This is a genomic window from Acidovorax sp. Root402 (assembly GCF_001425125.1).
Lineage (GTDB): Bacteria > Pseudomonadota > Gammaproteobacteria > Burkholderiales > Burkholderiaceae_C > Acidovorax > Acidovorax delafieldii.
On the sequence record NZ_LMDQ01000013.1, the window covers coordinates 151,407 to 176,127 of the forward strand.

General features: G+C 59.2%; 28 protein-coding genes and 1 tRNA gene. 17 read left to right on the forward strand and 12 right to left on the reverse strand.

Going from position 1 to position 24,721, the window contains the following annotated elements; all coding sequences use genetic code 11:
• Positions 1–45 precede the first annotated feature (45 nt).
• The 7 genes from pth to ASC83_RS08185 form a co-directional block, all read right to left on the reverse strand.
• Positions 46–654: an aminoacyl-tRNA hydrolase gene (pth, locus tag ASC83_RS08155; protein ID WP_056060475.1), complete on the reverse strand. Its 609-nt coding sequence runs from the start codon at positions 652–654 to the stop codon at positions 46–48.
• A gap of 202 nt (positions 655–856) precedes the next feature.
• On the reverse strand, positions 857–1,492 hold the full coding sequence (locus ASC83_RS08160) for a 50S ribosomal protein L25/general stress protein Ctc (RefSeq protein WP_056060476.1): 636 nt from the start codon (positions 1,490–1,492) through the stop codon (positions 857–859).
• A gap of 160 nt (positions 1,493–1,652) precedes the next feature.
• Positions 1,653–2,627 (reverse strand): ribose-phosphate pyrophosphokinase, encoded by a 975-nt coding sequence (locus tag ASC83_RS08165; RefSeq protein ID WP_056060480.1) that lies wholly within the window; start codon positions 2,625–2,627, stop codon positions 1,653–1,655.
• Positions 2,628–2,673: 46 nt separating this feature from the next.
• Positions 2,674–2,750, reverse strand: a tRNA-Gln gene (locus ASC83_RS08170).
• A gap of 30 nt (positions 2,751–2,780) precedes the next feature.
• The gene (gene ispE / locus ASC83_RS08175) at positions 2,781–3,638 is read right to left on the reverse strand and encodes a 4-(cytidine 5'-diphospho)-2-C-methyl-D-erythritol kinase (RefSeq protein ID WP_056060483.1); all 858 of its coding nucleotides are present in this window, start codon (positions 3,636–3,638) and stop codon (positions 2,781–2,783) included.
• Between the two features lie 70 nt (positions 3,639–3,708).
• On the reverse strand, positions 3,709–4,125 hold the full coding sequence (locus ASC83_RS08180; RefSeq protein ID WP_235509334.1) for a lipoprotein insertase outer membrane protein LolB: 417 nt from the start codon (positions 4,123–4,125) through the stop codon (positions 3,709–3,711).
• 110 nt (positions 4,126–4,235) lie between these two features.
• Entirely contained in the window at positions 4,236–6,014 is a 1,779-nt protein-coding gene (locus tag ASC83_RS08185) for a tetratricopeptide repeat protein (protein WP_056060486.1), read from the reverse strand.
• 29 nt (positions 6,015–6,043) lie between these two features.
• Between ASC83_RS08185 and mutM the strand changes: the two genes are divergently transcribed.
• The 3 genes from mutM to mutY all read left to right on the forward strand — a co-directional run bounded on the left by mutM (position 6,044) and on the right by mutY (position 9,990).
• On the forward strand, positions 6,044–6,859 hold the full coding sequence (mutM, locus tag ASC83_RS08190; protein WP_056060489.1) for a bifunctional DNA-formamidopyrimidine glycosylase/DNA-(apurinic or apyrimidinic site) lyase: 816 nt from the start codon (positions 6,044–6,046) through the stop codon (positions 6,857–6,859).
• Between the two features lie 102 nt (positions 6,860–6,961).
• Complete coding sequence (locus ASC83_RS08195; RefSeq protein WP_056060492.1) at positions 6,962–8,923, forward strand: dynamin family protein; 1,962 nt, start codon at positions 6,962–6,964, stop codon at positions 8,921–8,923.
• Positions 8,920–9,990, forward strand: a complete 1,071-nt coding sequence (mutY, locus tag ASC83_RS08200) for an A/G-specific adenine glycosylase (protein ID WP_056060496.1) — start codon at positions 8,920–8,922, stop codon at positions 9,988–9,990. Before ASC83_RS08195 ends, mutY begins: the two co-directional genes overlap by 4 nt.
• Positions 9,991–10,101: 111 nt before the next feature.
• On the opposite strand, the gene rapZ is transcribed toward mutY, so the two are convergent.
• From rapZ to ASC83_RS08220, 4 genes are read right to left on the reverse strand one after another with little or no spacing between them, the layout of a single operon-like run.
• The gene (gene rapZ, locus ASC83_RS08205) at positions 10,102–10,965 is read right to left on the reverse strand and encodes an RNase adapter RapZ (RefSeq protein ID WP_056060499.1); all 864 of its coding nucleotides are present in this window, start codon (positions 10,963–10,965) and stop codon (positions 10,102–10,104) included.
• Positions 10,965–12,674, reverse strand: a complete 1,710-nt coding sequence (gene recN, locus ASC83_RS08210; protein ID WP_056062044.1) for a DNA repair protein RecN — start codon at positions 12,672–12,674, stop codon at positions 10,965–10,967. Before recN ends, rapZ begins: the two co-directional genes overlap by 1 nt.
• A 2-nt stretch (positions 12,675–12,676) precedes the next feature.
• The gene (locus ASC83_RS08215; protein ID WP_056060503.1) at positions 12,677–13,573 is read right to left on the reverse strand and encodes an NAD kinase; all 897 of its coding nucleotides are present in this window, start codon (positions 13,571–13,573) and stop codon (positions 12,677–12,679) included.
• A 15-nt stretch (positions 13,574–13,588) separates the two neighbouring features.
• Positions 13,589–13,852 (reverse strand): hypothetical protein, encoded by a 264-nt coding sequence (locus ASC83_RS08220; protein ID WP_056060505.1) that lies wholly within the window; start codon positions 13,850–13,852, stop codon positions 13,589–13,591.
• Positions 13,853–14,548: 696 nt separating this feature from the next.
• Here ASC83_RS08220 and ASC83_RS08225 point away from each other — a divergent pair.
• The 14 genes from ASC83_RS08225 to ASC83_RS23915 all read left to right on the forward strand — a co-directional run bounded on the left by ASC83_RS08225 (position 14,549) and on the right by ASC83_RS23915 (position 23,830).
• Complete coding sequence (locus tag ASC83_RS08225; RefSeq protein ID WP_056060506.1) at positions 14,549–15,772, forward strand: replication initiation factor domain-containing protein; 1,224 nt, start codon at positions 14,549–14,551, stop codon at positions 15,770–15,772.
• 33 nt (positions 15,773–15,805) lie between these two features.
• Positions 15,806–16,120: a hypothetical protein gene (locus ASC83_RS08230; protein WP_235509335.1), complete on the forward strand. Its 315-nt coding sequence runs from the start codon at positions 15,806–15,808 to the stop codon at positions 16,118–16,120.
• A gap of 16 nt (positions 16,121–16,136) precedes the next feature.
• A complete protein-coding gene (locus ASC83_RS08235) occupies positions 16,137–16,355 on the forward strand; it encodes a hypothetical protein (protein WP_056060512.1) in 219 nt (72 codons plus the stop codon).
• Positions 16,348–16,488 (forward strand): hypothetical protein, encoded by a 141-nt coding sequence (locus ASC83_RS23900; protein WP_156379457.1) that lies wholly within the window; start codon positions 16,348–16,350, stop codon positions 16,486–16,488. The genes ASC83_RS08235 and ASC83_RS23900 overlap by 8 nt, the downstream gene beginning before the upstream one ends.
• 65 nt (positions 16,489–16,553) lie before the next feature.
• On the forward strand, positions 16,554–16,700 hold the full coding sequence (locus ASC83_RS08240; protein ID WP_156379458.1) for a hypothetical protein: 147 nt from the start codon (positions 16,554–16,556) through the stop codon (positions 16,698–16,700).
• A gap of 77 nt (positions 16,701–16,777) precedes the next feature.
• On the forward strand, positions 16,778–17,020 hold the full coding sequence (locus tag ASC83_RS08245; RefSeq protein ID WP_056060519.1) for a hypothetical protein: 243 nt from the start codon (positions 16,778–16,780) through the stop codon (positions 17,018–17,020).
• A 107-nt stretch (positions 17,021–17,127) separates the two neighbouring features.
• Complete coding sequence (locus ASC83_RS23905) at positions 17,128–18,546, forward strand: hypothetical protein (RefSeq protein WP_156379459.1); 1,419 nt, start codon at positions 17,128–17,130, stop codon at positions 18,544–18,546.
• A 1-nt stretch (position 18,547) separates the two neighbouring features.
• Positions 18,548–18,886: a DUF2523 family protein gene (locus ASC83_RS08255; protein ID WP_056060526.1), complete on the forward strand. Its 339-nt coding sequence runs from the start codon at positions 18,548–18,550 to the stop codon at positions 18,884–18,886.
• On the forward strand, positions 18,883–20,376 hold the full coding sequence (locus tag ASC83_RS08260) for a zonular occludens toxin domain-containing protein (RefSeq protein WP_082522385.1): 1,494 nt from the start codon (positions 18,883–18,885) through the stop codon (positions 20,374–20,376). Before ASC83_RS08255 ends, ASC83_RS08260 begins: the two co-directional genes overlap by 4 nt.
• Before the next feature lie 296 nt (positions 20,377–20,672).
• Positions 20,673–21,254, forward strand: coding sequence for a recombinase family protein (locus ASC83_RS08265; RefSeq protein WP_056060528.1), 582 nt, complete (start codon positions 20,673–20,675; stop codon positions 21,252–21,254).
• A gap of 121 nt (positions 21,255–21,375) precedes the next feature.
• Positions 21,376–21,753 (forward strand): DUF4288 domain-containing protein, encoded by a 378-nt coding sequence (locus ASC83_RS08270; RefSeq protein WP_056060530.1) that lies wholly within the window; start codon positions 21,376–21,378, stop codon positions 21,751–21,753.
• 144 nt (positions 21,754–21,897) lie between these two features.
• A complete protein-coding gene (locus tag ASC83_RS08275; RefSeq protein WP_156379460.1) occupies positions 21,898–22,266 on the forward strand; it encodes a hypothetical protein in 369 nt (122 codons plus the stop codon).
• Between the two features lie 675 nt (positions 22,267–22,941).
• On the forward strand, positions 22,942–23,412 hold the full coding sequence (locus ASC83_RS23910; RefSeq protein WP_156379461.1) for a hypothetical protein: 471 nt from the start codon (positions 22,942–22,944) through the stop codon (positions 23,410–23,412).
• 118 nt (positions 23,413–23,530) lie between these two features.
• On the forward strand, positions 23,531–23,830 hold the full coding sequence (locus ASC83_RS23915; protein WP_156379462.1) for a hypothetical protein: 300 nt from the start codon (positions 23,531–23,533) through the stop codon (positions 23,828–23,830).
• A gap of 135 nt (positions 23,831–23,965) precedes the next feature.
• On the opposite strand, the gene ASC83_RS08280 is transcribed toward ASC83_RS23915, so the two are convergent.
• Positions 23,966–24,535 carry a hypothetical protein gene (locus tag ASC83_RS08280; protein WP_056060535.1) on the reverse strand — a complete coding sequence of 190 codons (570 nt, stop codon included), beginning with the start codon at positions 24,533–24,535 and terminating at the stop codon, positions 23,966–23,968.
• Positions 24,536–24,721: the final 186 nt, after the last annotated feature.

Here is a 24,721-nt window from a genome sequence, read left to right on the forward strand (position 1 = left end):
AATAGCAATACCCATAGCACAACGGCTGGATGGACTGGTGGCCCCTCAGTCCTCCACAGGCCGAGGGGGCTTGGGGCGGGGCGGTTTGGTGGTGTGGATGAGCAGCGTGGCCTTTTCCATGTCCCCCGCCAACAGAGCGGGGTAGGCCTTGAGCGAGTGGGCGATGCTGTCCTCGATCAGCGTGCGCTGGTCTGGCGACGGCTTCTTGAGCACCCAGTTGGCGACTTCGCTTTTGACGCCCGGATGGCCGATGCCGATGCGCAGGCGCCAGTAGTCGGGCGAGCCCAGCTGTCCGTGGATGTCACGCAGGCCGTTGTGCCCCGCATGGCTGCCGCCGCGCTTGAGCTTGACCTGGCCCGGTGCAATGTCCAGTTCGTCGTGCACCACCAGGATTTCCTCGGGCAGGATCTTGAAAAAGCGCGCCAGCGAGGCCACGGACTTGCCCGAGAGGTTCATGAAGGTCTGCGGCTCCAGCAGCCACACGTTCTGGCCATGCACCGTGGTGCGTGCCACCAGGCCGTGGTAACTGCGCTCGGGCACCAGCGTGGTCTTGAGTTCGCGCGCCAGGGCATTAATCCACCAGAAGCCGGTGTTGTGCCGCGTGTCCTCGTAGTCTGGCCCGGGGTTTCCCAGGCCTACAAACAGCTTGATCATGTGCGGGATTATCGGTGGCTGGGGGTGGAGAAAGGCCGTCAGCATTGCTGCCGCTGCCTGAGGATGCAGTCGGCGAGAGAGAGGTGCGGCGTGCAAAGTGCGCCACACCAATGAAAACGGCCCACGCAAGGTGGGCCGTTTCGTGGTCAACACCGCAAAGCGGGTTGACCGGGTGAAGTGATCGAGGTCGTTGACCGGCGAATTACTTCTTGCCCTTGCCCTTGCCCTTGGCATCGGCAGCAGGAGCGGCTTCAGCAGGGGTCTCGACGACCACGACTGGAGGCACCACGGACACCAGCACGGGGTTGTTGTTCTGGCCACCACGGACCTTGGCCACCACGCCCTTGGGCAGCTTGATGTCCTTCAGGTGCAGGGAAGCACCCTTTTCCAGCTTGGACAGGTCCACAGCGATGAATTCGGGCAGGTCCGAAGGCATGCAGGTCACGTCCAGTTCGTTCACGATCGGGTTGACCATGCACTTGTCCACCTTGACGGCGTTGGACTCTTCTGCACCGCTGTAGTGCAGTGGCACCTTCAGGTGCAGCTTGGTCTTGTCGTCCACGCGCTGGAAGTCGATGTGCAGCACCAGTTGCTTGTAGGGGTGGTATTGCACGTCACGCAGCACAACCTTGGACGTGGCGCCAGCCACTTCCATGTCCAGCACGCTGGAGTGGAACGCTTCCTTCTTGAGGGCGTGCCACAGTGCGTTGTGGTCCACCTCGATCAGTTGTGGCTCGGTAGCACCACCGTACACGATGCCAGGCGTCTTGCCCGAATTACGCAGACGGCGGCTCGCACCCGTACCCTGCTTGGCGCGCTCAAAAGCGACGAAGTTCATAGTTAGCTCCTGAAAAGGGTAGACCGCGACCAGTCGTACCCCGATTAAAAAAGACCTGTGACGCCTTCATGGCGGCAGGCCTGCGCATTGCTCTCGAACAGACAAGCCTCCCGAAGGAGGCCTGAGTGCAATCCGACTGCAACGCTCCCGGGGGAGCGTGTCAGAACAGGTTGTCCTGGTCCGAGAACAGACTCATGACCGACTCACCCTTGGCAATGCGCTGGATCGTTTCGGCGATCAGCGGGGCCACGGAGAGTTGGCGAATCTTGGAGCATCCCTTGGCGTTGTCGCTCAGCGGGATGGTGTTGGTCACCACGACTTCATCGAGGGCTGTGCCCTTGGCGATGCGTTCGATGGCAGGACCCGAGAAAATGGGGTGCGTGCAGTAGGCGTACACCTTCTTGGCACCGCGCTCCTTGAGCACTTCGGCAGCCTTCACCAGCGTGCCGGCGGTGTCGATCATGTCGTCCATGATCACGCAGTTGCGGCCTTCGATCTCGCCGATCACGTGCATCACTTCCGACACGTTGGCCTTAGGACGGCGCTTGTCGATGATGGCCAGATCGCAGTTCAGTTGCTTGGCCAGGGCGCGTGCGCGCACCACGCCGCCCACGTCGGGAGAGACGACGATCAGGTCCTCGTAGTTCTTCTGGCGCAGGTCGCCCAGCAGCACCGGCGACGCATAGATGTTGTCCACGGGAATATCGAAGAAGCCCTGAATCTGGTCAGCGTGCAGGTCCATGGTCAGCACGCGGGCCACGCCCACGGCTTGCAGCATGTTGGCCACCACCTTGGCCGTGATGGGCACACGGGTGGAGCGGGGGCGGCGGTCCTGGCGGGCGTAACCGAAATAAGGAATCACGGCGCTGATGCGCTCAGCCGACGCGCGCTTGAGCGCATCGACCATGATCAGCAGTTCCATGAGGTTTTCGTTGGTGGGTGCGCAGGTGGACTGCACCACGAAAACATCACGTGCGCGCACGTTTTGTTTGATTTCGACGGTGACTTCACCGTCAGAGAAGCGACCCACGTCAGCCGCACCGAGGGTGGTGCCGAGGTGTTGGGCAATTTCAGCTGCCATGCCAGGATTGGCATTGCCGGTGAAAACCATGAAGTCGGGGTGGTTGGCTTGCATGAGCGTCCCAGCAGTCTGAAATAAAAGCCCGTACGCGGAAAGCGTTTGGCAGGGGAAGAAGGATTCGAACCTTCGCATGCCGGAATCAAAATCCGGTGCCTTAACCAGCTTGGCGACTCCCCTACACAGGTCAATTGCCGAGGGCAACCAACCTTAAATTTCTCCTGATGCCCAACCTGCCAGAGGATGCGTCATCAGATTTTCACATGCCTTCACTTGCCAACCCTCGGGGGCTCCGCTCAAGTCAACTGCGTGTGACATATGCGCAAACACTGCACTGCCTGAGCCTGTCATTCTGCCTTTGAGGCCGCGATCTTTGAGCCATTCAATGGCTTGAAAAACATCGGGGCAAAGAGCCTGAGCAACTGGCTGCAAGTCGTTTCGACCGAAGTCAAAGTGTGCTGCAGCAAAGCCTAAGATTGTAGCACTATCTGAATCGCGTTTCAAACTTGGTGACGAAAAAATTTCTTTTGTCTCCAAACCTGCTGCGGGCTTCACGATCACAAAGCTCGCTTGCGGTAGCTGGTGCACTTTCTCAAGCGGCGTGATTGTCTCACCAATTCCCTCCACCCAAGCGTGGTGACCGCATAAAAAAAACGGGACGTCAGCGCCCAGCTGCAAACCGATCTTTGCCAATGCGTGTCTTGGCAGGTTCAGCCCCCACAGCCGGTTCAAAGCCAGCAGCGTGGTGGCGGCATCCGAAGAGCCGCCTCCCATGCCCGCCTGCGCAGGCACGCGTTTCAGAACGCCAATGTGAGCGCCCTCACGGCAGCCCGTTGCGGCCCGCAGTGCATGTGCAGCGCGGACCGAGAGGTCCACTTCGGGTAGCGCTGTGGACAGGTCTTCCCGCGAAATCAATCCATCCGTGCGGCGTTGGAAGTGCAGGGTGTCGCACCAGTCCACAAGCATGAACACGGACTGCAGCAGGTGATAGCCGTCAGCACGCCGTCCGGTGATGTGCAAAAAAAGATTGAGCTTGGCCGGGGCTGGCACGTCATACAAGGCTTGCATGGGGCGAAAGAGTGGGGAGCGAGGTTTTGCTGTGCGAACGGCTCTGCTAGCCGCAGCAGTTTGCAGGCCGTCAGGGAGTCAACGCAATGCGCAGCGTGGCGGTAGGCTGCGGGTCGCTGCGGCGTGCCGTCAGCCGCCCGTCTGCAATGCCGGTAAGGTCTGCTTGCCACCCCGTCGCACTGGCCTGGGTGCCCTTGAGCCAGCTGAACAAGGCGGTCACGGGAATGCGAGTGCCGGTCACGTCCTGGAGCAGCGTGTCCAGGGAATCAGAGGTGCGGGTGTCCTGACCGCTAAGCAGCTGCGCGTGACCATCTTTCCAGTCGAGTTGCGCAATGCGATTGCCGAAGGGGCTGAGCAAAACGAGTCCACCCGCCTGGGCGGTGCCGCGCAGCTCGAACATGGCGGAAAAAGACTGCGAGGCCTCCCCGTCGATCTGCAGGGCAATGCGCCCACTCCAGCTGTCTTCGTCCAGGGGGGCTGTGGCCATTGGCTGCGCGCAACCTGCGAGCCACATCGCCCACAACACCAACCACCATGCCCACCGGTGAGGAAGAGTCCGTAGCCGACTCTTTGAAGTGGCGCTGAAAAGGCCTTGCATCAGAGGGAGGCCCCGAGGCGTTTCAGGGTCTCTTTGAGGGTGTCATTGTCAGGACTGGCACGCTGACCTTCTTTCCAGACGCGTGTTGCACCGTCCCTGTCGCCCATGCTCCAGAGCACCTCACCCAGATGTGCAGCAATCTCCACATCGGGCCGTGCCTTGAAGGCTACTTCGAGGTGTTTGCGGGCGTCTGCCTTGTTGCCCAGGCGAAACTCCACCCAGCCAAGGCTGTCCATGATGAAGGGATCGTTGGGGGCGAATTCCAATGCCTTCAGGATGAGCTGTTTGGCCTCGGCCAGCCGCACTCCGCGGTCTGCGAGCGAATAGCCAAGGGCGTTGTAGGCGTGGTGGTACTCTGGCTGGCGCGCGATCACCTGACGCAACAGCTTCTCCATCGTGTCTGGCTGGCCCGCCTTTTCGGCCAGCATGGCTTGGTCGTAGACCAGTTCGGCGTCGTCCGGGGCCAGGGCTACCAGTTCGACTTGTACCTTGTAGGCTTCCTGGTACAGGCGCTGGTCGCGTAACAGCTGCACTTCGGCCATCAGCTTCATGCGTTGGCTGTCTGCTGAATTGCCTGGCAGGTTGCGCAACAAGGCCCGCGCCTGGGCGAGCTTTCCCTGGCGTGCCAGCAATGATGCGCGGCGCGTCTGCGCACCAAAGACTTCCTCTGCGTTGTCGATCCGTGCGAGCCAGGCTTCTGCGCCTACAAAGTCTTTCTTTTTCTCGGCAATCTGCGCGTGCAGTAGGTACGCTTGCGTGAGGCTCTTTCGCCGCAGGTCGGTGTCACCAGATGCAGATGCCAGTTCCATGAACCGTTGCAGCGATGCCTGTGCGGCAGGCAGGCGGTTGTCCTGGTACTGCAAGGTGGCGGACACCAACCACGCCTCTGCCAGGTCAGGCTTTTCCTTGGTGACCGTCTCCAACTGGCGACTGGCCTCCGGGTAGCGCTGAAGGCCCAGCAATACCCTGGCATACGCCATGCGCAGGTCCGGGATGGGTTGTCTGGACAGCGTTTGCGTCACGATGGGCTCTGCGTCCAGCAGGCCTTCGTCCATCAGCTCCAGCGCCAGCCGGGCCGCGCTTTCGCTGGCATTGTCCAGGCCCTGGGCCCTGCGTGCTGCGTCGAGCGCACCGGCCTTGTCGCCCGCTGCAAGCCTCAATCGACCCAGCGACACCCAGGCCTCGGGTCCGGTGGCAGGGTTGGTGAGTTCATTGACCAGGGCCTGTTCCACCACCTTGGCGGCCAGCGCTTTGTCACTCGCGCGTCCGTACAGTTGTGGCAAAGATGCCAGCGTTGACGCCTTGGTCCTAGGAGAGGCTTGTGCAAGTTCCTGGCGCAGCAAGTCCGGTGTTTCGGCGATGCGGTTCAATGCGATCAGGATCTGCAGCACATACTGATTGGCCTCGCGCGACTGTGGCAGGGCTTCCTTCCAGGCTCGGGCTGCAGCCAGGGCGTATTCGCCTGATCGTGATTGCAGGGCAATGTCTGCGGCCCTTTGGTAGAGCTGCCAGTCAGCGCTTCGGCGCGCAGCCTCCAGCATGAACGCGTAGCCTGCGCCTGGGTCCCCAGTTCGTGCACTGATCTCGCCCAGAAAGATTTCGTAGAACAGCTCTGCGTCCAACGCGGGGTTGGACTCTACCGGTGGGGGCTCGCTCGGGGGGCGGCTTTCACCGGCGGGCTTTTGGGCCCAAGCTGAGTGGGCGGACGCCGCAATCACGGTGACCAAGGCGACGGTACGAAAGCTGTGGGATAACACCATCGGGCCATAATAATCCATGCCTGTTAAGCCGTTGCCCGGTTGTTTGTATGCCTGAGTTGCCTGAAGTGGAAGTGACGCGGCGCAGTTTTGCTACCGCGATCGCTGGAGCCCGGATCGAGGCTGTGATGATGGGCAAGCCCCTGCGGTGGCCTCTGGGTTGTGACCCGCAGTTGCTGGGAGGCCAACAAGTGGTCGGATTGCGCCGGCGGGGCAAGTATCTGTTGCTCGATATGAACCAAGGCGTTCTGCTTCTGCATTTGGGGATGTCGGGAAGCCTGCGTTTTGCTTCAGACATGCCAGAAGCGGGGGTGCATGACCACTTTGACCTTGTCACCGACCGGGGCACGCTGCGCCTGCATGACCCGCGACGATTTGGCGCGGTGGTCTATGCGCCATCAGAGAACTCGCCGGTAGCCGCCAAATTGCTGGGCGGCTTAGGCATGGAGCCCTTGTCTGAGGAGTTTCTACTTCCGACTTTTCAGGCAGGGCTCAAGAAAAGCCGGATGCCTATCAAACAGTTGCTTCTGGCGGGGCGCGTGGTTGTGGGGGTCGGGAATATCTACGCCTCTGAGGTGCTTTTTTTGTCTGGCATCCGTCCTACTACCGTTGCATCACGCATTGGTCCGGCACGAGTACATAAGCTGCATCAGGCCATTCGCTCGGTGCTGGCCCGCGCTGTGGAGATGGGCGGTAGCACGCTGCGCGATTTTTCGAATGCCGAAGGAATGGCTGGCCACTTTCAGACGGCCGCGAACGTGTATGGCCGCGATGGTCAGCCTTGCCATGTATGCGGTACAGCCATCGGGCTGATTCGCCAGGGACAGAGAAGCACTTACTTCTGCCGCCAGTGCCAGCGCCAATAGATGCTGCCATCCGATGGACGGTTTGTGACAGCTGGCGGACGGTCGATGCTATATTTTGTATATACCTGCCTCGCGGGCCATCCATAGATCTCTGGGAGCAAAGTGGGACCTTCATTCAACGAACAGTTTGACCAGCATGGCGTCTGGCGACGGGAGTTCGCCCAGCAGCTCAAGCGGCTGGCCGATTGGATGGCCACGCACGACCTGATGGATGCAGCAGTGCAAGAGCGCCTGCAGCGGCTGGAAGAGCAGGTACGCAGCGACAAGGTCATGGTGGCGTTTGTGGCGGAGTTTTCGCGTGGAAAATCCGAACTGATCAACGCGATCTTTTTTGCTGACTATGGTCGCCGCATCATGCCTGCCAGTGCGGGCCGCACGACCATGTGTCCCACCGAACTGGGGTATGACGCCAATGTTGCACCCAGCTTGCGGCTATTGCCCATTGAGACTCGGCTTCAGATGCAGAGCCTGGCGGAGTGGCGGGTCAAGACCGACCGTTGGCAGGAAATCCCGCTGGATGTTGGCAACGCCGACCAGATTGCCAAAGCACTGGAAAAAGTGGCCGAGGTTCGCAAGGTCAGTCTGGACAATGCGCGTGCGCTGGGTTTCTGGCATGACGATCTGACAGATGAAAACCCTGTGCCTGATGCGCAGGGCTTGGTAGAGGTGCCCATGTGGCGCCACGCCATCATCAATATCCCCCATCCGCTCCTGAAGCAGGGTTTGGTGATTCTGGATACGCCTGGCCTGAACGCAGTGGGTGCAGAGCCCGAGCTGACGGTCAACCTCATCCCCCAGGCGCATGCAGTGGTGTTCATCCTGAGTGCCGACACCGGGGTGACGCGCTCTGACCTGTCGATCTGGCGCGAGCACCTGGCCATCTCGCCCGAGAGCATGGAAGCGCGTTTGGTGGTGCTGAACAAGATCGACACCCTCTGGGATACGCTCAACACCGCCGAGCAGGTCCAGGCGCAGATGGAGCGCCAGTGCGCGACTTCCGCCGAGATGCTCGGCGTGTCTCTAGACCGTGTGGTGCCTGTGTCTGCGCAAAAAGGCCTGGTGGCCAAGATCACTGCGGACGACGTTTTGCTGGAAACCAGTGGACTGCCAGCGTTGGAAGAGGCCCTTGCCAAAGGCATCATGGGCAGACGACAGTCCATACTGCGCGCTGCGGTAGCGGCAGGGGTGGCGAGCCTGCGTACAGAAACGTCGCGGGTCATCAATATCCGACGCCGCGACCTCGATGACCAAATGGCCGAGTTGCGCAGTCTGCGGGGTAAGAACGCATCGGTGATCGAATCCATGCGCCATCGCATTGAGCAGGAGCAGCGTGAGTTTGATCTCAGCACTGCCAAGATCCAGGCGGTGCGTGCGGTTCACCTCAAGTTGCTGCGTGACGTTTTTCAGCAGTTGGGCGCCAAGTCGCTCAAAGCAGAGCTGGCTGAGCTGGCCCAGACATTGCAGCAAAAGGGGCTCAAGCTGGGCGTGAAGAAAATATACGTCCAGACCTTTGACAAACTGCGCGGCACCTTGGACAAGGCGCAAGCCTCTGGTACCGAGATTCAGGCCATGCTCAGCGGGACCTTCAGGCAGCTCAATGCAGAGTTCGGTTTTTCTTTGCAGGTGCCCACGCCGCCGCAGCTTGAACACTTTGCGCAAGACCTGCACCAGATCGAGCAGAGTCATTTGCAGTACCTGGGTATGGGCAATGCTCTCAAGTTGGCGCAACCCGAGTTTGCGGAGCGCCTGGTGCGCGCGCTGGCCATGCGTTTGCGCACGGTGTACGAGTCAGCGGCCAATGATCTGGAACTGTGGAGCAAATCAGCCACTGCGCAATTGGACGCACAGCTGCGAGAACGGCGTCGCAGCTTTGCTCGCCGCATGGAGGCCGTAGACCGCATACAACAGGCTGCCAGCGGCTTGGTGGAGCGCATCTCGGAGATCGAGGCTGGCGAGGAGGAACTCGGCCAGTTGGAGAACAAGTTGCGTGAGCTGACTTCCAAGTTGGTGGCTCTGCCAGGGGCTGCACCGGCATTGACTGACGCGCATCCGGTTTCCGCATGAGTGCTGAATCCCGGGAGGGTGTGGCCGCGCGGGTAGTCGCTTGGCAAGCCGTACATGGGCGCAATCATCTGCCCTGGCAACAGACCCGCGATCCATACCGGGTTTGGCTGTCGGAGATCATGTTGCAGCAGACCCAGGTCACCACTGTGCTGGACTACTACGCCCGCTTTCTGGGCCGATTTCCTGATGTGAGCGCCCTGGCGGCAGCCCCTCAAGATGAGGTCCTGGGCTTGTGGAGTGGTTTGGGCTACTACAGTCGTGCACGCAATCTCCATCGCTGCGCTCAGCAGATCATGACCGACCATGGTGGCGCCTTCCCGCGAACGGCGTCGCTGTTGGCGTCTTTGCCGGGCATCGGGCGTTCAACCGCAGGCGCCATTGCCGCGTTTTGTTTTTCAGAGCGCGTGCCCATTCTGGATGCCAACGTGCGGAGGGTGCTCACGCGCCTGCTGGGCTTTGGCCAAGACCTGGCTTCTGCCAAAAACGAACGCCTTCTATGGGAGCATGCCGATGCGCTGTTGCCAGTGCGCGATCTTGATGTGGCGATGCCCCGTTACACTCAGGGCCTGATGGACTTGGGGGCGTCCCTTTGCTCACCCCGCTCTCCAAAATGTTCCGATTGCCCTTTGGTGGGCGATTGCGCAGCTTTCAAGGAGGGGGATCCTGAACGCTATCCCGTCAGAACCCGCAAACTGTCACGCCGGGCTGAATCCTGGCAATTGGTGATCCTGCGCGATGGCAAAGGGCGCATCTGGCTGCAACGCCGCCCACCCACTGGGATCTGGGCGGGAATGCACTGCGTGCCCGTGTTCGCTGACCTGGAGTCGCGGGATATTTTTGTGAGTGCTTTGGGTAGCGATGGGCAGTACGCGCAGCAAGAGTTGCAGCCATTTGTGCATGTCCTCACGCACCGGGACTTGCATCTTCACCCCCTGTTGATACAGACCGACGGAGTGGTGCCTCCCGTGGAGAGCGGAGAGTGGCTGGGGCCGGATCAGTGGTCCTTTGTGGGGTTGCCAGCGCCCGTTCGTAAGTTGCTGGACACCACGCAATCGTCGCTATGGTGAGCCCAAACGGGGCGCGCTCTCAGTTGTGGGGGGTCTCGTTTCGTTGGCACCAAGCTCCACAACTTGTTCCCCAGAGGTTTGACTTCAACAGCTCGCTTGTGAAGGCAATGGTCAGCGCCCATCCAGTTCACGATGACGCTTCAATGCAGTCCATCGGTCGCTGAACGCTTGCGCCAGTTTCTCCACCAAATAGACAGAGCGGTGTTGTCCACCGGTGCAGCCGATGGCTACGGTGACGTAGCTTCGGTGATTGCGATCCAGCATGTCCAGCCAGTGTGCTAAAAATTTTTCAATGTGGGCCCGCATCAGGTCCACCTCGGGTTGCAGGTCCAGAAAGTCAGCCACCGGCTGGTCCAGTCCTGTGAGGTCCCGGAGCGCGATCTCATAGTGTGGGTTGGGCAGCATGCGGACGTCGAAGACGTAGTCGGCATCCATGGGAATCCCGCGTTTGAAAGCAAATGACTGGAAAACCAAGGTCAATTGCCCTTGCGCTGTGGACATCAGGCCTTTGACATAACTTTGCAACTGGGAGGCGCGGATGGTGCTGGTGTCGATCACGTGTGACTGTTCGCGCAGTTCAGCCAGCAACTCCCGCTCCAGCTCAATGATCTGAACTAATGCCCTGCGTCCTTGCTGGAGGTCGTCGTGCGACAGGGGATGGCGGCGGCGCGTCTCGGAGAAACGCCGCACCAGGGTATCAATCGTGGCATCCAGAAAAAGGGATTTGACGGCCACGCCCTGACTGCGCAAACGGCTCAACTCTTGGGGCACTTGGTGCAAGGACGTTGCGCTGCGGACATCCACTGCAATGGCTACGCGGTTGCCATGGTGTTTGTGTTCTAGCGCTACGAAGGCTGGCAGTAGCTCCGGCGGCAGGTTGTCTACGCAGTAGTAGCCAGCATCTTCCAGTGCGTGCAAGGCGACGGATTTTCCAGATCCCGACATGCCCGTGATGACAACAATTTCAAGGGCCATCAGCGTTTCCTAGCGGCGTTAGAGGAGGGAGCGGATGGGGTGGGCGCAGCGACCAACGACGGTGCCGCAGTACCCAGCATTTCGCGCGCGTGCGCCAGCGTGGTTTCGGTAGCGCGCTCCCCACCCAGCATGCGGGCGATTTCTGCCACACGCTCGTCTTGCTGCACAACCAGCACGGTGCTGGTTGTGCCTTGAGCGCTTTTATTTTTTTCCACCTTGAGGTGGTGATGCGCGCATGCGGCTACTTGGGGCAGGTGAGTTACTGCCAGCACCTGGCGGTCGCGTCCCAGTTGCTGCATCAAACGTCCCACGGTTTCGGCGACTGCGCCACCCACGCCGGAGTCCACCTCGTCAAAAATGAGTGTGGGGGCTGAGCCCAATTCACTGGTTGTGACTGCGATAGCCAGCGAAATGCGGGACAACTCCCCGCCGGAGGCGACTTTGCCGACCGCCTTGGGGGTCATGCCGGGGTGTCCTGCCACCAAAAACACGACATCATCGATCCCGTCTGGAGAGGGCTCCGACGCCTTCGTCACTGACACCTCGAATTTACCGCCCTCCATCCCGAGACCTTGCATGGCCTGAGAGATGGACACGGAGAGCTTTGGTGCTGCTTTGGCGCGAGCCAGAGACAGTGCGCGCGCCGCCGCATGGTACGCCTTAGCGCTGGCGAATTCGTTGGCTTGCAGCTTTTCCAGATCGGTGGCGGCATCAAGCTGGCGCATGGATGCTTTCCAGTCCTTGAGCAGAGCGGGCAGTTCCGCTGGAGGGCGTTTGTACCTGCGAGCCAGTCCCATCCACAAGGACATGCGTTCGTCCAGTTCTGCCAAACGTTGGGGGTCAATGTCCGCATGGCGTAAATAGGTGTGCAGAGAATGCACCACGTCTGTCGTCTGCGCCAGACTCGACGCCAGGATATCGGCCAGATTGGCGAACTCTGGCTCAATGTGTTCTTGCGCCTGAAGCAGCGAATGTGCGTGGGTCAGTGCGGAAACGGCTCCCGCGTCGTCTTCTTGCAAAGCTTGAAGCGCTCCATGGGCCCCATCCAGCAACGCCTGCGCGTGCGATAGGCGCTTGTGTTGCGCGTCAAGATCCTCCCACTCCAGGTCACTTGGCGCGAGTTTGTCCACTTCGCTGATTTGCCACTGCAGGCGCTCGCGCTCTTGCTGAAGCGTTGCCTGTGCTGCGCGTGCCTGCTGCAATGCCTTGAGGTCAGCGCGCCATTGCGTCCAACGCGATGCTGTATCGCGGGTATTCACACCGGCAAAAGCGTCCAGCAAGCCGCGCACCGACTCTGGGCGGGTCAGGCTTTGCCATGCGTGCTGACCATGGATGTCGAGAAGCATCTCGCCCAAGGCACGTAACTGCGAAGCTGTCGCTGGTGTCCCATTGATCCAACCGCGGCTCTTGCCCTGTGTGTCGACGGTACGGCGCAGTAGCAGCCAGTCATCGGTTTCAAACCCGGCTTCTTCCAGCCATGGGCGGGCATGGGCAGGGCAGTCGAATTCCGCGCAAATGTCGGTTTTGCTGCATCCTTCCCGTACTACCCCGGCATCCGCGCGTGCTCCCAGTGCCAGTTGCAATGCGTCAATCAAGATGGACTTGCCCGCCCCGGTTTCACCAGTCAACACGGTAAAGCCGCTGCGCAAGTCAAGTTCCAGCGTTTGAACGATCACAAAATCCCGCAGGGTTATCCGCCGCAGTGCCATGGTCATGAGCCCCCTTCGTTCCAGCGCAGCTTCTTGCGCAAAGTCGCGAAGTAGTTCCAGCCTTGAGGGTGTAGAAATCGCACGCGGTGCTCAGAGCGTTTGACGAGGATGCGGTCGCCATGCAGCAAGGACGCAAGGGACTGCATGTCAAAGTTCGCGCTGACATCTCGCCCGCTCACTACTTCGACAGCCACTTCAGTCGCATCGGAGAGCACGATAGGGCGGTTGGACAGCGTATGTGGCGCTATAGGAACCAGCACCCAGCCCGGGATGGATGGGTGAAGCATGGGGCCGCCCGCAGACAACGAATATGCCGTCGATCCGGTGGGGGAGGCAATGATGAGGCCGTCGGCCCTTTGATTGGCCACAAACTGCCCACCAACTTCGACACGCAATTCCACCATGCCCGATGTCGCGCCACGGTTGACCACCACATCGTTCATGGCCAAGGCTTCGAACACCACACGTTCATCGCGAACGACTGTTGCGTGCATCAAAGGCCGCTGGTCTTCTTCGTAGGCACCTCGCAGCATCGGTGGCAATGTGGTCTGATAGGTGTCGAAGGGAATGTCAGTAATGAATCCGAGCCGGCCCTGATTGATGCCGATCAGCGGCGTTCCAAAACGCGCCAAGCGCCGGCCAATGCCGAGCATCGTTCCATCCCCCCCCACCACCAGCCCCAAATCGCACCGTGCACCGATCTGGTCTACATTCAAGGAAGGGTAGTGTGTCAATCCGGTATTGCTGGCGGTCTCCGCTTCCAGCACCACCTCACATCCCTGGCGCTCCAAGAAATGCGCAATATCCTCCAAAGCCCGGCGAGAGCCATCACCGGGGGCGCCTGCAGCTGAAGTCTGGTACTTGCCTATAAGTGCCACATGGCGGAAATTGGACGTCATCGCGAAATTACATCATTAAACAGATGTGAGCTTTGCGACGCGCTTCATCATCCGCGTCTTGCATGCGCTCTCTCGCTCTGATTCCAGAGCGGCCACCACGATCCAAGTTTTTACGTCCTGGCCTAGTTCCTCGGCCAGCGCTCCAGCAATCGCCGGGCTCAGGTGTCCGCGAGTTTTTGCCGTGTGCAAAGCATTGCGCGAGAGCTTCAGCTTCTCATGCCAGTAGGGCGCAGGATTCAGCTTGAGCGCTGTGTCTAGCAGATTCATCGTCGTTTGCATATGCGTAACTCCTACATGTTGTTTGCATGCATACAGCCAGTGTGCATCGTAGCAAAAGGATTGCACACATGATGTTTGCGGCTTAGTCTTGCGGCATGCACACGTTATGTGTGCATTTCTGGAGCCGCCATGACCTCAAAACCCCCCGTTCGCACACTCCCAGCCACTAAAGGCGCTGCACGCGCTGTGGCGGCTCCTGCAGCGCCTGCGCTGGGGGTGTGCACCCGCTCTTACGTCAAGGGCTCGTCCGCCTCGTTGTGCTGGACTCGTATCGAGATTAAGGGTCAATCCGGCGCTGGCATGTTGGATTTCTGGAGTGCCCTGTGACCGAGCCCTTGTTTGATCGCTGGTTCTGCGCCCTTTTCCAGCTAACTGCTTTGCTCGTTGCCGCAGGCATCGGGTTTGCGCTTGTTGTTGCCACATGGCGCTGGGCTTTGTCATGACCAGCACCGCCAACCGTTGCGCATGGCTGCAGATAGCCGCAGCCCTCGACAAGCATCCGCACCGCGATCTCTTCGACCACGCCCGCCGCGTCGCTGCTTTGGAAGCGCAGCGCACGGCAGAAGGGGCCCCGCCCCGCGGGGAAGTGGCCGGGCGCGTAGCGCCTTCTGCTATCAATTTTGGGGGGTGCGTAGCACCTCAGACAGCTTCGGTCCCCGATGGTAATCACGGGGACAACTTTCCAGGGGACGCAGCATGACCCACCCCACATCGCTCGTTCTAGAGGGCAATGAGGTCAAGCTCCGTTTGCAAGCGGAGCGCGTCCAAACCGGTTCGCCCGTGCATGTCGATTGGCTCCGCTTCACCGTCAATCTGCGGTTCGCTCCCATCCCCACGGTCGAGCATCTTTTCCCGCCCGCCCAGGCATCGGAATTCGATTTGCGTTCAGAGCATCAACTGAGCGAAGACGACCGCCGTCGCGCCAAGCTCTGCCACCTGCTGCGCGACATTCCAGACCCTGACTTTGCCGCCAGCACACAAGCGCTTGAGCTAGCCAACAACGTGTGCGAAATCCTCGGTGAAGGCTTCACCGTGGACCCTGAACTCAAGAAGGGCCACGACTTCTACCGCCACCGCTGGAGCATCCTGCGCGCAGGCAATGAATGCGGCTGGGTCGGCTTCCTCGCCTCCGGCGAAAGCCCACGCCAGCGCGCACAGTCAAAGACCATTCATTGCAACCTGTACGGCGTCGCCTGCACATTTGCTGCCCCAGGCTGGGCACCACGCATGGCCGATTACATGGACGAACACCGCGCCCTGGTCACGCGCTGCGATCTGGCCTTGGACTTCTTCGATGGCATCAGCGGTGGCATGGACCGCGTTGCAAGCGACTACGACGCCGGAGCCATGGACCACTACGGCCACCGGCCCGAACACAACTGCGTTGGCGCATGGCGCGCTGGTGGTGTGGGTCGCTCCTTCTACTTCGGCAGCAAGGCCGCAGGCAAGCAAACCAACGTCTATGACAAGGGCGTGCAGCTCTACGGCAAACAGGACGCCACCGGCTGGCAACGCATCGAGTTGCGCTATGGAAACCAAAAGCGCCTGCTCCCTACGGACATTCTCCGCAGGCCTGCCGACTTCTTCGCAGGTGCCAGCGATTGGCATGCCCTGATGTTGGCCGAACACGGCGCCATTGCATCGCCTGAGCCCATCAAAACAGAGTCGCGCCTACCGCTCGAAACCCTTATGGCCGAGTGCACGCGCAACGCCCGTTGGTTCTTCTCCACCGCTGGCAAATCAGCCGCGCTCGCGTTCCTCTACATGGACCGCGAAACCCTCATGCAATTCATCGAGAACTGTGCAGAGATGCCCGGTCGGCTGTCCAAGTTCAAGCGCTCCGAAGTCGAGCGCATCTATCAGCAGATGTTCAAAAAAATCTCGGGCTCCGGTGCTGGCCACACCGCATACGCCCACTAACCCAGGCCACACAAGGAAACCCAAAAAATGCGTATGCAAAGCCAAGCCGTGTTGCACGGTATCAAGTCCAGCAAGGGCGACTACGAAGGCCGCGCCTTCGACTCCACCACCTTCCACTTGTCGGTGGACATGGGCCAAAGCTCCAGCGGCGAAAGCATCGGCGTAGTCACTCGTCCGTTCAAGCTGGGGGACTCTTCCGAGTTCCAGAAGTGGGCGCACCTCAAGAGCAAATGGCCCATCACTGGCGTCATGTGCGATTGCGAATTTGATGTGGTCGCCGGTGCCGACAACAGCACAAAGCTCACGTTGCTCGCCATCAAACCCGCCACCCAGGCCAAGGCCGCTTAAGGCCCAAAGGCACCCCATGCGCAACGTGATCCAGTCCCGCACAACAGGCGCTTTCCTCGCGCCGTCTTTCGAGGACGGTCAACCGGAATGGGTCATGTTGCTCTGCGAAGCCGCCATCGTCGAAGACCTCGAAACCTGCGTCCAGCTCATCGAAGACCACACAGAGCCATTCCACCGGCCTCAGGTCATCGACCTGGACGACCTCTACAAAAAGCAGGAGCCAACCCATGGATGAAATCCAACTTGAGTGCCCGAAGTGCTGTGCGCTGATCGGCTACGACGATGTTCAAGAAGTCGAGGGCGATGACAACGCCTGCGGCTGTCCTGAGTGCGGCCAATCGTCCCCCACAGATGACTGGTTTGCGTGATGCGCTTCCTTGTCTGCTACTCCGAGGCCAACCCCTGCCCAGAAGCCTCCACCGCGTGGGTTTCCATGTCCGATCTGATGGACTTCGCCCAGCTCGGCATAGACGCCCCAACCGTGCTCTACGTCATCTCCTGGGGCTTCGCGTTCGTTCTCGGTTCCTTCTTGCTGGGTTGGGGTCTTTCTCTCGCCGTCGGCCTCATCAAAAAGCTTTAGCAGTCGCCAGCGTCAAGCCCACGCGGCTTCGCGGTGTCGATTACCGGCATCACTTCATCAACTCAAAGGAAACTCAAATGCGTCTCTTCAAACAAGCTCAAAAGTACGGTTCCAAGGCTCTGGTCGTTGCCGCCGTCGCAACCCTCGGCGCTAGCTCCGCCATGGCCCAGACCGCAACCAATCCCATCGTTCAGATGCTCGAAGCCATTGGCCTCGACGGTACGACGGCTGCTGTAATCGCAGCCGGTTTGATCATCGTCGGCATCGCCCTGGCAATGAAGGGGCCCGACGTTGCCAAGCGCGTGATCCGCAAGGTCTAAGGCGGTCCCATGCTGATCGGCGCTCATGTCGTCCTGTTCTGGGGCCTGATGGCCATCTTGGGCGGCATGGGCGCCGTCTGCTTTGTACTCGGATTCAGGAGCAATTGATGACTAAGAACCTCCTTGCCCTGTCCGTCCTCGCCGCTTGTTCTTTCTCCGCGCACGCCTTCGTGGCGCCGTCGCCACCCCCTGGCTTTGGCGGCTCCCCTGGCAATTGGACTGTCGCACCATCCCCAGGGGACACCGTTGTAGACCGGGTTCTGAGGCAATCCAAAGTTCTACCCGTGCCGGGCTCCGCCGGTCAGAAAGTCGGCGTTGCATACCGCCTTGGCAACGCTGCAGGTCGCGTCGCAGCGGCAGTCATTTATGTGAGTCCACACCTGCGCACTGCCGTGGGCATTGCCGCGTGGCTTCTTGCTGCGAATCTGGTGTGGGATGAAGCATCCAAAACATGGAAGTCCTCCAAGCCCGGAGACGACGCATATCTATCGGACGGCAAACGATATCTGGCTTGGCCCGGCGCCTCCCAGTATCACTATTCGCTGGAGGCGGCTTGCTCTGCAAGGGGCGCGTTCATGTCCAATTCTTCCGTCACTTACACGCTCTCTGGCACCAGCAACGGCTATCAGTGCAATTTCTCCTACCGCATGAGCGACGGCCGCACCGGCAACTACACCGTAGGGGTCGAGGTGTTCGGCAATTCCACATGTCCTGCCGGTTGGTACTACACGCCCGCAGGCTGCGTGCAAACACCTCCACCAAAGCAAGTCACTCAACAGGAATTCGAAGAAGCACTGGCCCCAAAGCCCATGCCGTCTACTGTGCCCGGTGAGTTGCCCCAGCCTACCCCCCTGCCTGTCGAATCTCCTTCGCCGTGGGTCAATCCATCCCCAGGCGCTAACCCCACGTCTCAGCCTTGGCGCGTTCCTACCGGCAACCCAGAACCCAACCCCAACTACGACCCCAACGCTCCGGCCTCTCCCACCAATCAGCCATACCGTCAGCCGTACACCGACTACATCCCAAGCCCGACCTACGACCAGCCCTGGCGCCTGGATACGCGCCCTGGTTATCGCTACCTTCCAACGCCTCAAGGCATGAATGACCCCATCACTATTGATCCGGTTGCTGATCCCTCCAACAAGCCCACCGAAGACGAAAAACAGGACTTGTGCGAGAAGCATCCGAACATCGTCGCTTGCGAAGATGGCGAGATAACCGACCAGCCGTTACCCCCCATTCCCAAGCTCTACGAGCGCAAATATCCGGACGGCCTCGTAGGCATCTGGAACCAAAAAAGCCAGCTGATTAAGCAGTCCAGCACGTTTACCCTTGCCGGGCAGCTCATGCCCACGACCCTCACGGTTGGCGCTTGTCCCTCCTGGGTGATCCCTTTGAACTTCGGCTCATGGTCCAGCTACGGGGAATACAACGTCGCGCCCCCTTGCTGGATATGGGACGTTGCAAAAACCATCATCATCATTTCTGCGCTGATGCTGGCCCGCTCTTTGATCTTTGGCGGCTGACATGCTCGCGAAGTTCTTCAATCTCATCATCGAGAAAATCTCAGCCGTCCTCACCTGGATTGGCAACCTCTACAAGGCCGTTATGACGGCTGGCTGGGACTTCATCCGCGATGCAGCCTGCTGGCCCTTTGAGCAGATCATGGACATCGTGGTGTCTGCCATTCAGGCCATTGACATGACCGGTCTAGCCTCTCAGGTCGGCGCCTGGGGATCGCTGCCCGCTGAGCTGTTGAACATCCTCGGCCTGCTTGGTATCGGCACCGCCTCGGCCATCATCGTTGCCGCCATCGGCGTGCGCCTCGTGCTGCAGCTCATCCCGTTCGTCAGGCTCGGATCATGATCAACGGGCTGGAAGGAATTCCCGGCTCTGGCAAGAGCTATGAGGCTGTCGTTTACCACGTGCTGCCGATGCTGCAGCAGGGGCGCAAGGTCATCACAAACCTCCCGCTGATCGTGGAAATGTTTGCGGCAATCGATCCCAGTTACACGCACCTGGTCGAGCTGCGCCGCAGGCCAAAACCTGTGATGGGCACATGGGACGCTGACGCCATGGACGATGAGGGCAATGGCAATGCCTTCACGCTGTTTGACGATTCCGCAAGGCAGCACAAGCCCACCGAGGCGGTTTCTGTCTTCGGTCATGTTTGGGACTACTACAGCACGTGGAAGCACCCTGAAACCGGGCAAGGCCCGGTGTTCATCATCGACGAATGCCACCTTGCGTTGCCCGCTATTGGAACTGCAAAGGAGGTAGTCGAGTTCTTCAAGCTCCACCGCCATTTCAACTGCGATATCTTGCTGATGACGCAGAGCTTTAGGGACATCAACCAGCCCATTGCCCGGCTGATGGCAATGCTGGTGCGCTGCCGCAAAGCGGACATTCTCGGCAAGAAGGGTTGCTACATCCGCAAGGTACACGCGGGCTATCGCGGTGCGGTCATCAGCGTTGAAGAGCGCCCCTACAAGCCGCAGTATTTCCCGCTGTACAAGAGCCACACGCAAGGCAACAGCGTTGCCGAATCAGGCGCCCAGGATGTGGCCCCGTTGAGCGTCAAGCTGCGCCGCTTCACGTGGGGTTTCTGGATCTTCACGGCCATCGTGATTGCCTGGATGTACTGGCCCAAGTCGGATGCAAAAAGCCAGGTCCAAAAGACCTCCGACATGCAGTGGACGAAAGACCTGAAGGCCCTTCCACCCGGTGGCACCTTGCGCGCACCAGACCAGCCTGCGCACATCATCAAAACCGCCAGTGATACCCAGGCGCCAGCCCCTGCACAAGCGGCCTCCAGCGCTGATCCTGATGCCACGCCGGAGCCTTATGCAAGCAAGGGCTTGCACCTGACTGGTCGCATCACCATGGGCGCCCAAACGATCTACACCTTTGCTGTGTCCAACTCGGGCCAACGCATCAGCACGATTGACAGCCGAGACTTGCAGGCGATGGGCTACACATGGCAACCGCTCACGGATTGCGCGGGCACGTTGCGGTGGAAGGGCAAGGCCCAGGCCATCACCTGCGACGCTCCTGTATTGGCTCAGGGCGCGCAGGATAGGCCGGTTGTGGTGGAGGTTGAATCAGGCCGCTCTAGCGCTTCGGGCGCCGGAACTGAACGGGGTTATAGACCGTCGAGCGCCAGTCCTTCTGCTTCCCCTTCGGCAGTATCCGAAGCTGCAGCATATTTGCCCGGCGTCGTGAACCCAAGAGCCGAGCAGACCCCGCAAAGAGTGCTACCGCCAGGATCACCATTCCAGCCGACGCCAACCACGGATGCATTGCGGCCGATTGGACCGCCAACGTTACAAAGTCCATACCGGCACTTTACTGGATGACAAATGGGGACCCAAAACGGAGACCTTGTGTCGCAGGTTTGGGGCGGGGGTATGGGGCCGCAGGGCACCATGGCAGACGGTCGTGCAACTCGTGCCCTTTGTTACGATCCTTCAATGGGAGCAGACAACAGAGATTGGTATCGCGACTGGTGGCGACGTAAGACAGGCTACGTAGAGCGTGCGGCTTTTCGCATGTCAGAAGCTGACAGGAGGCGCGCAGTGCGTGCTTCCCGGTGGCGCATTGTTTTGGCCTCGATTGTGGTGATCGTCATCAGCTTTTTATTCAACAGATACCGGTGACCATTTACGGCTACGCGCGCGTTTCAACCCTTGAACAGAACACGGCAGCACAGCTAGCAGCCTTCCGGCGCGCTGGCATTGACAAGGTTGTGCAAGAAAAGCGCTCTGCTGTGAAGCAGCGCCCCGAGCTCGATAAGCTGTTGACCGTCTTGGTCAAGGGCGATGTGTTGGTGGTTTACAAGCTGGACCGGCTTGCTCGTTCCGTGTCTCACTTCGTCAAGGTTTTTGAGTACCTTAAAGCTAAGGGTGTCGGTTTCCGTTCATTGACCGAGTCAATCGAGACTGATACCGCTCATGGCCGCATGTTTTTGCACCTGCTTTCAGCCTTCGCTGAGTTTGAGCGCGAATTGATCAGGGAGAGGTGCTTAGCTGGTCAGAGGGCAGCGCGTGCTGCGGGCAAGACCTGGGGACGAAAACGCGCCTTGTCTGATGACGATGTGGCCCAGGCTGCGGCCTGTTGGCGCTCCGGTTGGTATGACCAGCGCACTCTTGCGGATATGCTGGGGGTTTCCGTCAGTAGCCTACGTGACCACATCCACCGGTACGAAGGTCGGGGGCGTTGGGCCAAAACACGATAGGGACAGTACAAGATGGCCGCTGAGTGTGTGGGGCAGAATCCGGCCAGAAGCAGTCGCTCAGGGTTTCAGTTGAGCTGGTGGCACTGTGTTTGGCGCTGGCTGCAGGTTTGAGAATTTTTGCATGACACACGACAAAAATCTTTCACCAGTGGGCTGGTATGCGGTCTCGTATCTGCTGCGCTTCGTTGAGTTGGAAGACGACAGAAAGGACGATGATGAAGCTCGATTCCTGTCGTGGGAAAACACAATCCTTGTACGTGCATCGACCCTTGAAGAAGCCTATGAAAAGGGCATGACGGTAGCTCGCGAGAATGCGAAACCATACAAGGGCGGAACTCAAGGCGTCCCTGTTCAATGGAAGTTGGTAGGTATCACCGATGTCCTTCCAATCTACGAGGAGCTGCAAGATGGGGCGGAAATTTTATGGACTGAGCGCGCGCCTCGAAAGCTCAAGAATCTCAAACAGATGGTGAGACCGAAGGGCTCGTTTCGGCAGTAGCTGCCAACATTGGAACAGGGGCTACAAATGTGAACTGGACGCCCACTTTCCAGAAAGTTTTATGTCGCGCCAGGAGCCGCTAACGTCTCTCGACGTGGGGCAGAATTCGGCCACAACCGGACGTTCGCACGACGCGCTAAATGTATGAAGACATCCACTCGGGCATTCATTGAGGTGCTTGGCAACTCACCAGTTCTGAAGCCAGTGTTGTACGAGGCAGATGAGAGTTGGACGCCGCAAGAGCCGCCGGAGACGACGCTTTTGTCGAGCTTCGTCAATCGATTGTTGGACGCCTCAACGAATCCAGCTGCCGCTGAGACACAGCGAGCGATCTTGCTGGTTGAGACAGCGATGGAGAGCGGGGATATAGCTTTGGTGACTGTAGTTGCCACAGGGTTCATCGAGGGGCTAGTCGCCTCAGCTAGTGAACTGGGCGTGCTCCCGCAGTTTCTTGCCGCACTTGGCCCATCGTCGCGGCGCCACGCAGATGCATGGCTGGAGTTCGAGGGCTGAATCCGGCCAAAAGAAGACATACGTTTTATGAGCCACCCTCACCTCAAATTGACATGGGTCCGAATGGTCATGTCGGTGGTTGCTTTAACGCTGGGCCTTGCTGAAAGTGTTTTTGCGTGCTCGTGCAACAAAGCTATATCAACATCGGAGCGCGTTGCAGATGCCACTTTTATCGTCGTGGCTCAAGTTATCGCAACAGATGAAACCAGCGATATGAAAGAGCCGCAAGGCTGGCCGGGGTATGTTGCTCGTTACAGATTGTTGGAAGTCATCAAGGCATCGACGCCTCCGCCTTCCCAGATCTATTCAGGTAGGGGTTCAGGGGACTGCGGAATTCCATTGTTCCCAGCACTTTCGTATATTTTTATAGCTGGGCCCGAAGGCACCGTCACGATGTGCTCCGGGACATCTATCCTCATCGACGGTACCAAATTTGCAGGCGCCTACCTTTCACACGTCCGGTCTTTGACTGACCAAACTGCGCCTCCGTCACCGCCGCCCTTGACGTGGGTGTACGAAACTTTAAGTGCGCCAACTGAATACCCCTCGTTTTTCTCACTGGGTTCGAGCAGATGACGAAAATGGAATGACCGCTCAGGAGCGTGTGCATTGTCTGCTCTGGGCCCGGTAGCGTCCCTCGCCGTCGGGCAGAATTCGGCCAGAAGCAGCCCTTAGATGAACAACTCGATGTCTGACCCAAAACTTGAACAGGGACTGCTCGGAGTCTCCTGGGACGTCTCCCATGAAGACCTCGAACTAGCCCACCCCGGTGGCAAGTGGAATCGACGGACGAAAGCCGGCACCGCTTATCTCGAATACAGCGTGAAGAGTCCAGGCAAGCTCTTCGGCACTGAGTTGGTCGGGCATCTGCCCTTGAGGTTCATCTTCGACATAGATGGAAAGCAGCCGCTGAAAGCACTGTCCTGCTGGCTTCGAGTTCCATTGGGCGGTGTGCCCAATGCCGTAGAAAGAATCGAGGCTACCTGCGGGCCGTTTCTCGCGTCCAACATTCGAAACGGAGATTGCTGGACGCAATTCTTGCGTCCGGGCTTTGTCGTTCTGTTGCTATCGAGGAAAGCAGTTGGGCAGCGACATGAACGACTCAATTTGACTGTGGGCTACCACCGAAACGGACCAATGGCCTAGATGGCGTGGTTCAGCTGTCGAGCGTCTGCTTTGGCGACGAGCGTTAGGCAGTTTTGGGCCCGCTAGCGTCCCTCTCGGTGGGGCAGAATTCGGCCAGAAGCAGCCTTGGATCAAAAGAATGAAACCACAACTCCGGATCAGGGTCAGCACCGTGCTGCTATGCGTGGGTTTGCTTCTACTGCCTTGGTCATCAACGCTGCTCGCAACCCCCAAACTCCCTCCACCTTTGGATGGCATCCAGCATTTTCTGAATGGCATGATTCTCGATGTCGGGCCCCTGTTGTTTTTTGTGGCTTTTTTCATCGCCTCAGGCCTTCTCGTCGCTGCAATCTGGCGGCGGCAATGGGCATGCGCAAGTCAGTCAATGGCAGAGATGTCAGCTTGTGTTCTGGCTTTAAGCGCAGTACCAGCGTACTAATTCAGCGCCTTATTGATCGCTGGCATTGCTGTTTTGATCGCATTAAATTTCCGCTTTGGGCCCATACCGGCTATCCAACTTTTCGGTAAGCAGTCGCTCATTCAGAGCCGGTCAGCTTACTTCGTTGGCTGAGTTCTAGCGCCTTCTCATACTCTGGTGGTAGGCCTCTTCGGGCCGTTCGAATGTTGCACCAGAGAAATCCGACAGCGCCTGTGCCAATGAATCGCTTACAAGTAGGTGGCCGAGATACTCTGTGTCTCGAGCGATCTGGTGCCCGACCAAACAGTCCTCAAGCAACTCCAGATGCCGGAAGCCCATGATTGCTTGAGTTCCGGGGACCATCGTGTAGACCGACTTGCTGTGATTGATAGCGCGCACCGTCGCTATGGCATTGAGCAAGGACCACCCATCCAAGACACCGTCTGCTGCCTCAATTCGCGCTGGAACAAGCTGAACGTCTTGCGCACAGATGTCCAGCAGCACCTGCCCCAAGCGCTGGCTTATCAGGGGCACTGCAGTGTTTGAGAGGCAATCGAAGGCCAAGAGGCAATGCGTCCGCTCATCAAACTGCACAGTTGGCATCGCCTCATTGACCTTGATGCGCTTGCCTTTGCGGAGCTCAAATCGGTCCAATCCGTTCGAGCGTAAGTAGGTGCCGATTAGACCATCTGAATTGGTCTCGGGAATTCGCCAAAGATATGTCATAGGCTGGATTGCTGGTTCCAACGACCGCAGATGGCCGAATTCTGCCCCACGGCGTGGGGCGCTGGCGGGCCTGAGTAGACGGTGGGTGTAACCTGTCCGTCAACCAGAAGCCAAAATGTGGCGCTGAATGCGTGCCTTGCCTGATGAAGATGTGTCCCAGGCCGCCGGGCGTTGCCCTTCCTGCTG

What these genes read in the sequence shown, in the direction of transcription:
- mutY (WP_056060496.1), top strand. Translation starts at nt 8,920, where the DNA reads ATGAGTGCTGAATCCCGGGAGGGTGTGGCCGCGCGGGTAGTCGCTTGG.
- ASC83_RS08255 (WP_056060526.1), top strand. Translation starts at nt 18,548, where the DNA reads ATGCTCGCGAAGTTCTTCAATCTCATCATCGAGAAAATCTCAGCCGTC.
- ASC83_RS23910 (WP_156379461.1), top strand. Translation starts at nt 22,942, where the DNA reads ATGAACAACTCGATGTCTGACCCAAAACTTGAACAGGGACTGCTCGGA.
- ASC83_RS08160 (WP_056060476.1), bottom strand. Translation starts at nt 1,492, where the DNA reads ATGAACTTCGTCGCTTTTGAGCGCGCCAAGCAGGGTACGGGTGCGAGC.
- pth (WP_056060475.1), bottom strand. Translation starts at nt 654, where the DNA reads ATGATCAAGCTGTTTGTAGGCCTGGGAAACCCCGGGCCAGACTACGAG.
- ASC83_RS08225 (WP_056060506.1), top strand. Translation starts at nt 14,549, where the DNA reads ATGACCCACCCCACATCGCTCGTTCTAGAGGGCAATGAGGTCAAGCTC.
- ASC83_RS08280 (WP_056060535.1), bottom strand. Translation starts at nt 24,535, where the DNA reads ATGACATATCTTTGGCGAATTCCCGAGACCAATTCAGATGGTCTAATC.
- ASC83_RS08180 (WP_235509334.1), bottom strand. Translation starts at nt 4,125, where the DNA reads ATGGCCACAGCCCCCCTGGACGAAGACAGCTGGAGTGGGCGCATTGCC.
- rapZ (WP_056060499.1), bottom strand. Translation starts at nt 10,965, where the DNA reads ATGGCCCTTGAAATTGTTGTCATCACGGGCATGTCGGGATCTGGAAAA.
- recN (WP_056062044.1), bottom strand. Translation starts at nt 12,674, where the DNA reads ATGGCACTGCGGCGGATAACCCTGCGGGATTTTGTGATCGTTCAAACG.
- ASC83_RS08260 (WP_082522385.1), top strand. Translation starts at nt 18,883, where the DNA reads ATGATCAACGGGCTGGAAGGAATTCCCGGCTCTGGCAAGAGCTATGAG.
- ASC83_RS08275 (WP_156379460.1), top strand. Translation starts at nt 21,898, where the DNA reads ATGAAGACATCCACTCGGGCATTCATTGAGGTGCTTGGCAACTCACCA.
- ASC83_RS23900 (WP_156379457.1), top strand. Translation starts at nt 16,348, where the DNA reads ATGGATGAAATCCAACTTGAGTGCCCGAAGTGCTGTGCGCTGATCGGC.
- ASC83_RS23915 (WP_156379462.1), top strand. Translation starts at nt 23,531, where the DNA reads ATGAAACCACAACTCCGGATCAGGGTCAGCACCGTGCTGCTATGCGTG.
- ASC83_RS23905 (WP_156379459.1), top strand. Translation starts at nt 17,128, where the DNA reads ATGACTAAGAACCTCCTTGCCCTGTCCGTCCTCGCCGCTTGTTCTTTC.
- ASC83_RS08245 (WP_056060519.1), top strand. Translation starts at nt 16,778, where the DNA reads ATGCGTCTCTTCAAACAAGCTCAAAAGTACGGTTCCAAGGCTCTGGTC.
- ASC83_RS08240 (WP_156379458.1), top strand. Translation starts at nt 16,554, where the DNA reads ATGTCCGATCTGATGGACTTCGCCCAGCTCGGCATAGACGCCCCAACC.
- ASC83_RS08230 (WP_235509335.1), top strand. Translation starts at nt 15,806, where the DNA reads ATGCAAAGCCAAGCCGTGTTGCACGGTATCAAGTCCAGCAAGGGCGAC.
- mutM (WP_056060489.1), top strand. Translation starts at nt 6,044, where the DNA reads ATGCCTGAGTTGCCTGAAGTGGAAGTGACGCGGCGCAGTTTTGCTACC.
- ASC83_RS08220 (WP_056060505.1), bottom strand. Translation starts at nt 13,852, where the DNA reads ATGCAAACGACGATGAATCTGCTAGACACAGCGCTCAAGCTGAATCCT.
- ASC83_RS08185 (WP_056060486.1), bottom strand. Translation starts at nt 6,014, where the DNA reads ATGGATTATTATGGCCCGATGGTGTTATCCCACAGCTTTCGTACCGTC.
- ASC83_RS08165 (WP_056060480.1), bottom strand. Translation starts at nt 2,627, where the DNA reads ATGCAAGCCAACCACCCCGACTTCATGGTTTTCACCGGCAATGCCAAT.
- ASC83_RS08270 (WP_056060530.1), top strand. Translation starts at nt 21,376, where the DNA reads ATGACACACGACAAAAATCTTTCACCAGTGGGCTGGTATGCGGTCTCG.
- ASC83_RS08215 (WP_056060503.1), bottom strand. Translation starts at nt 13,573, where the DNA reads ATGACGTCCAATTTCCGCCATGTGGCACTTATAGGCAAGTACCAGACT.
- ispE (WP_056060483.1), bottom strand. Translation starts at nt 3,638, where the DNA reads ATGCAAGCCTTGTATGACGTGCCAGCCCCGGCCAAGCTCAATCTTTTT.
- ASC83_RS08235 (WP_056060512.1), top strand. Translation starts at nt 16,137, where the DNA reads ATGCGCAACGTGATCCAGTCCCGCACAACAGGCGCTTTCCTCGCGCCG.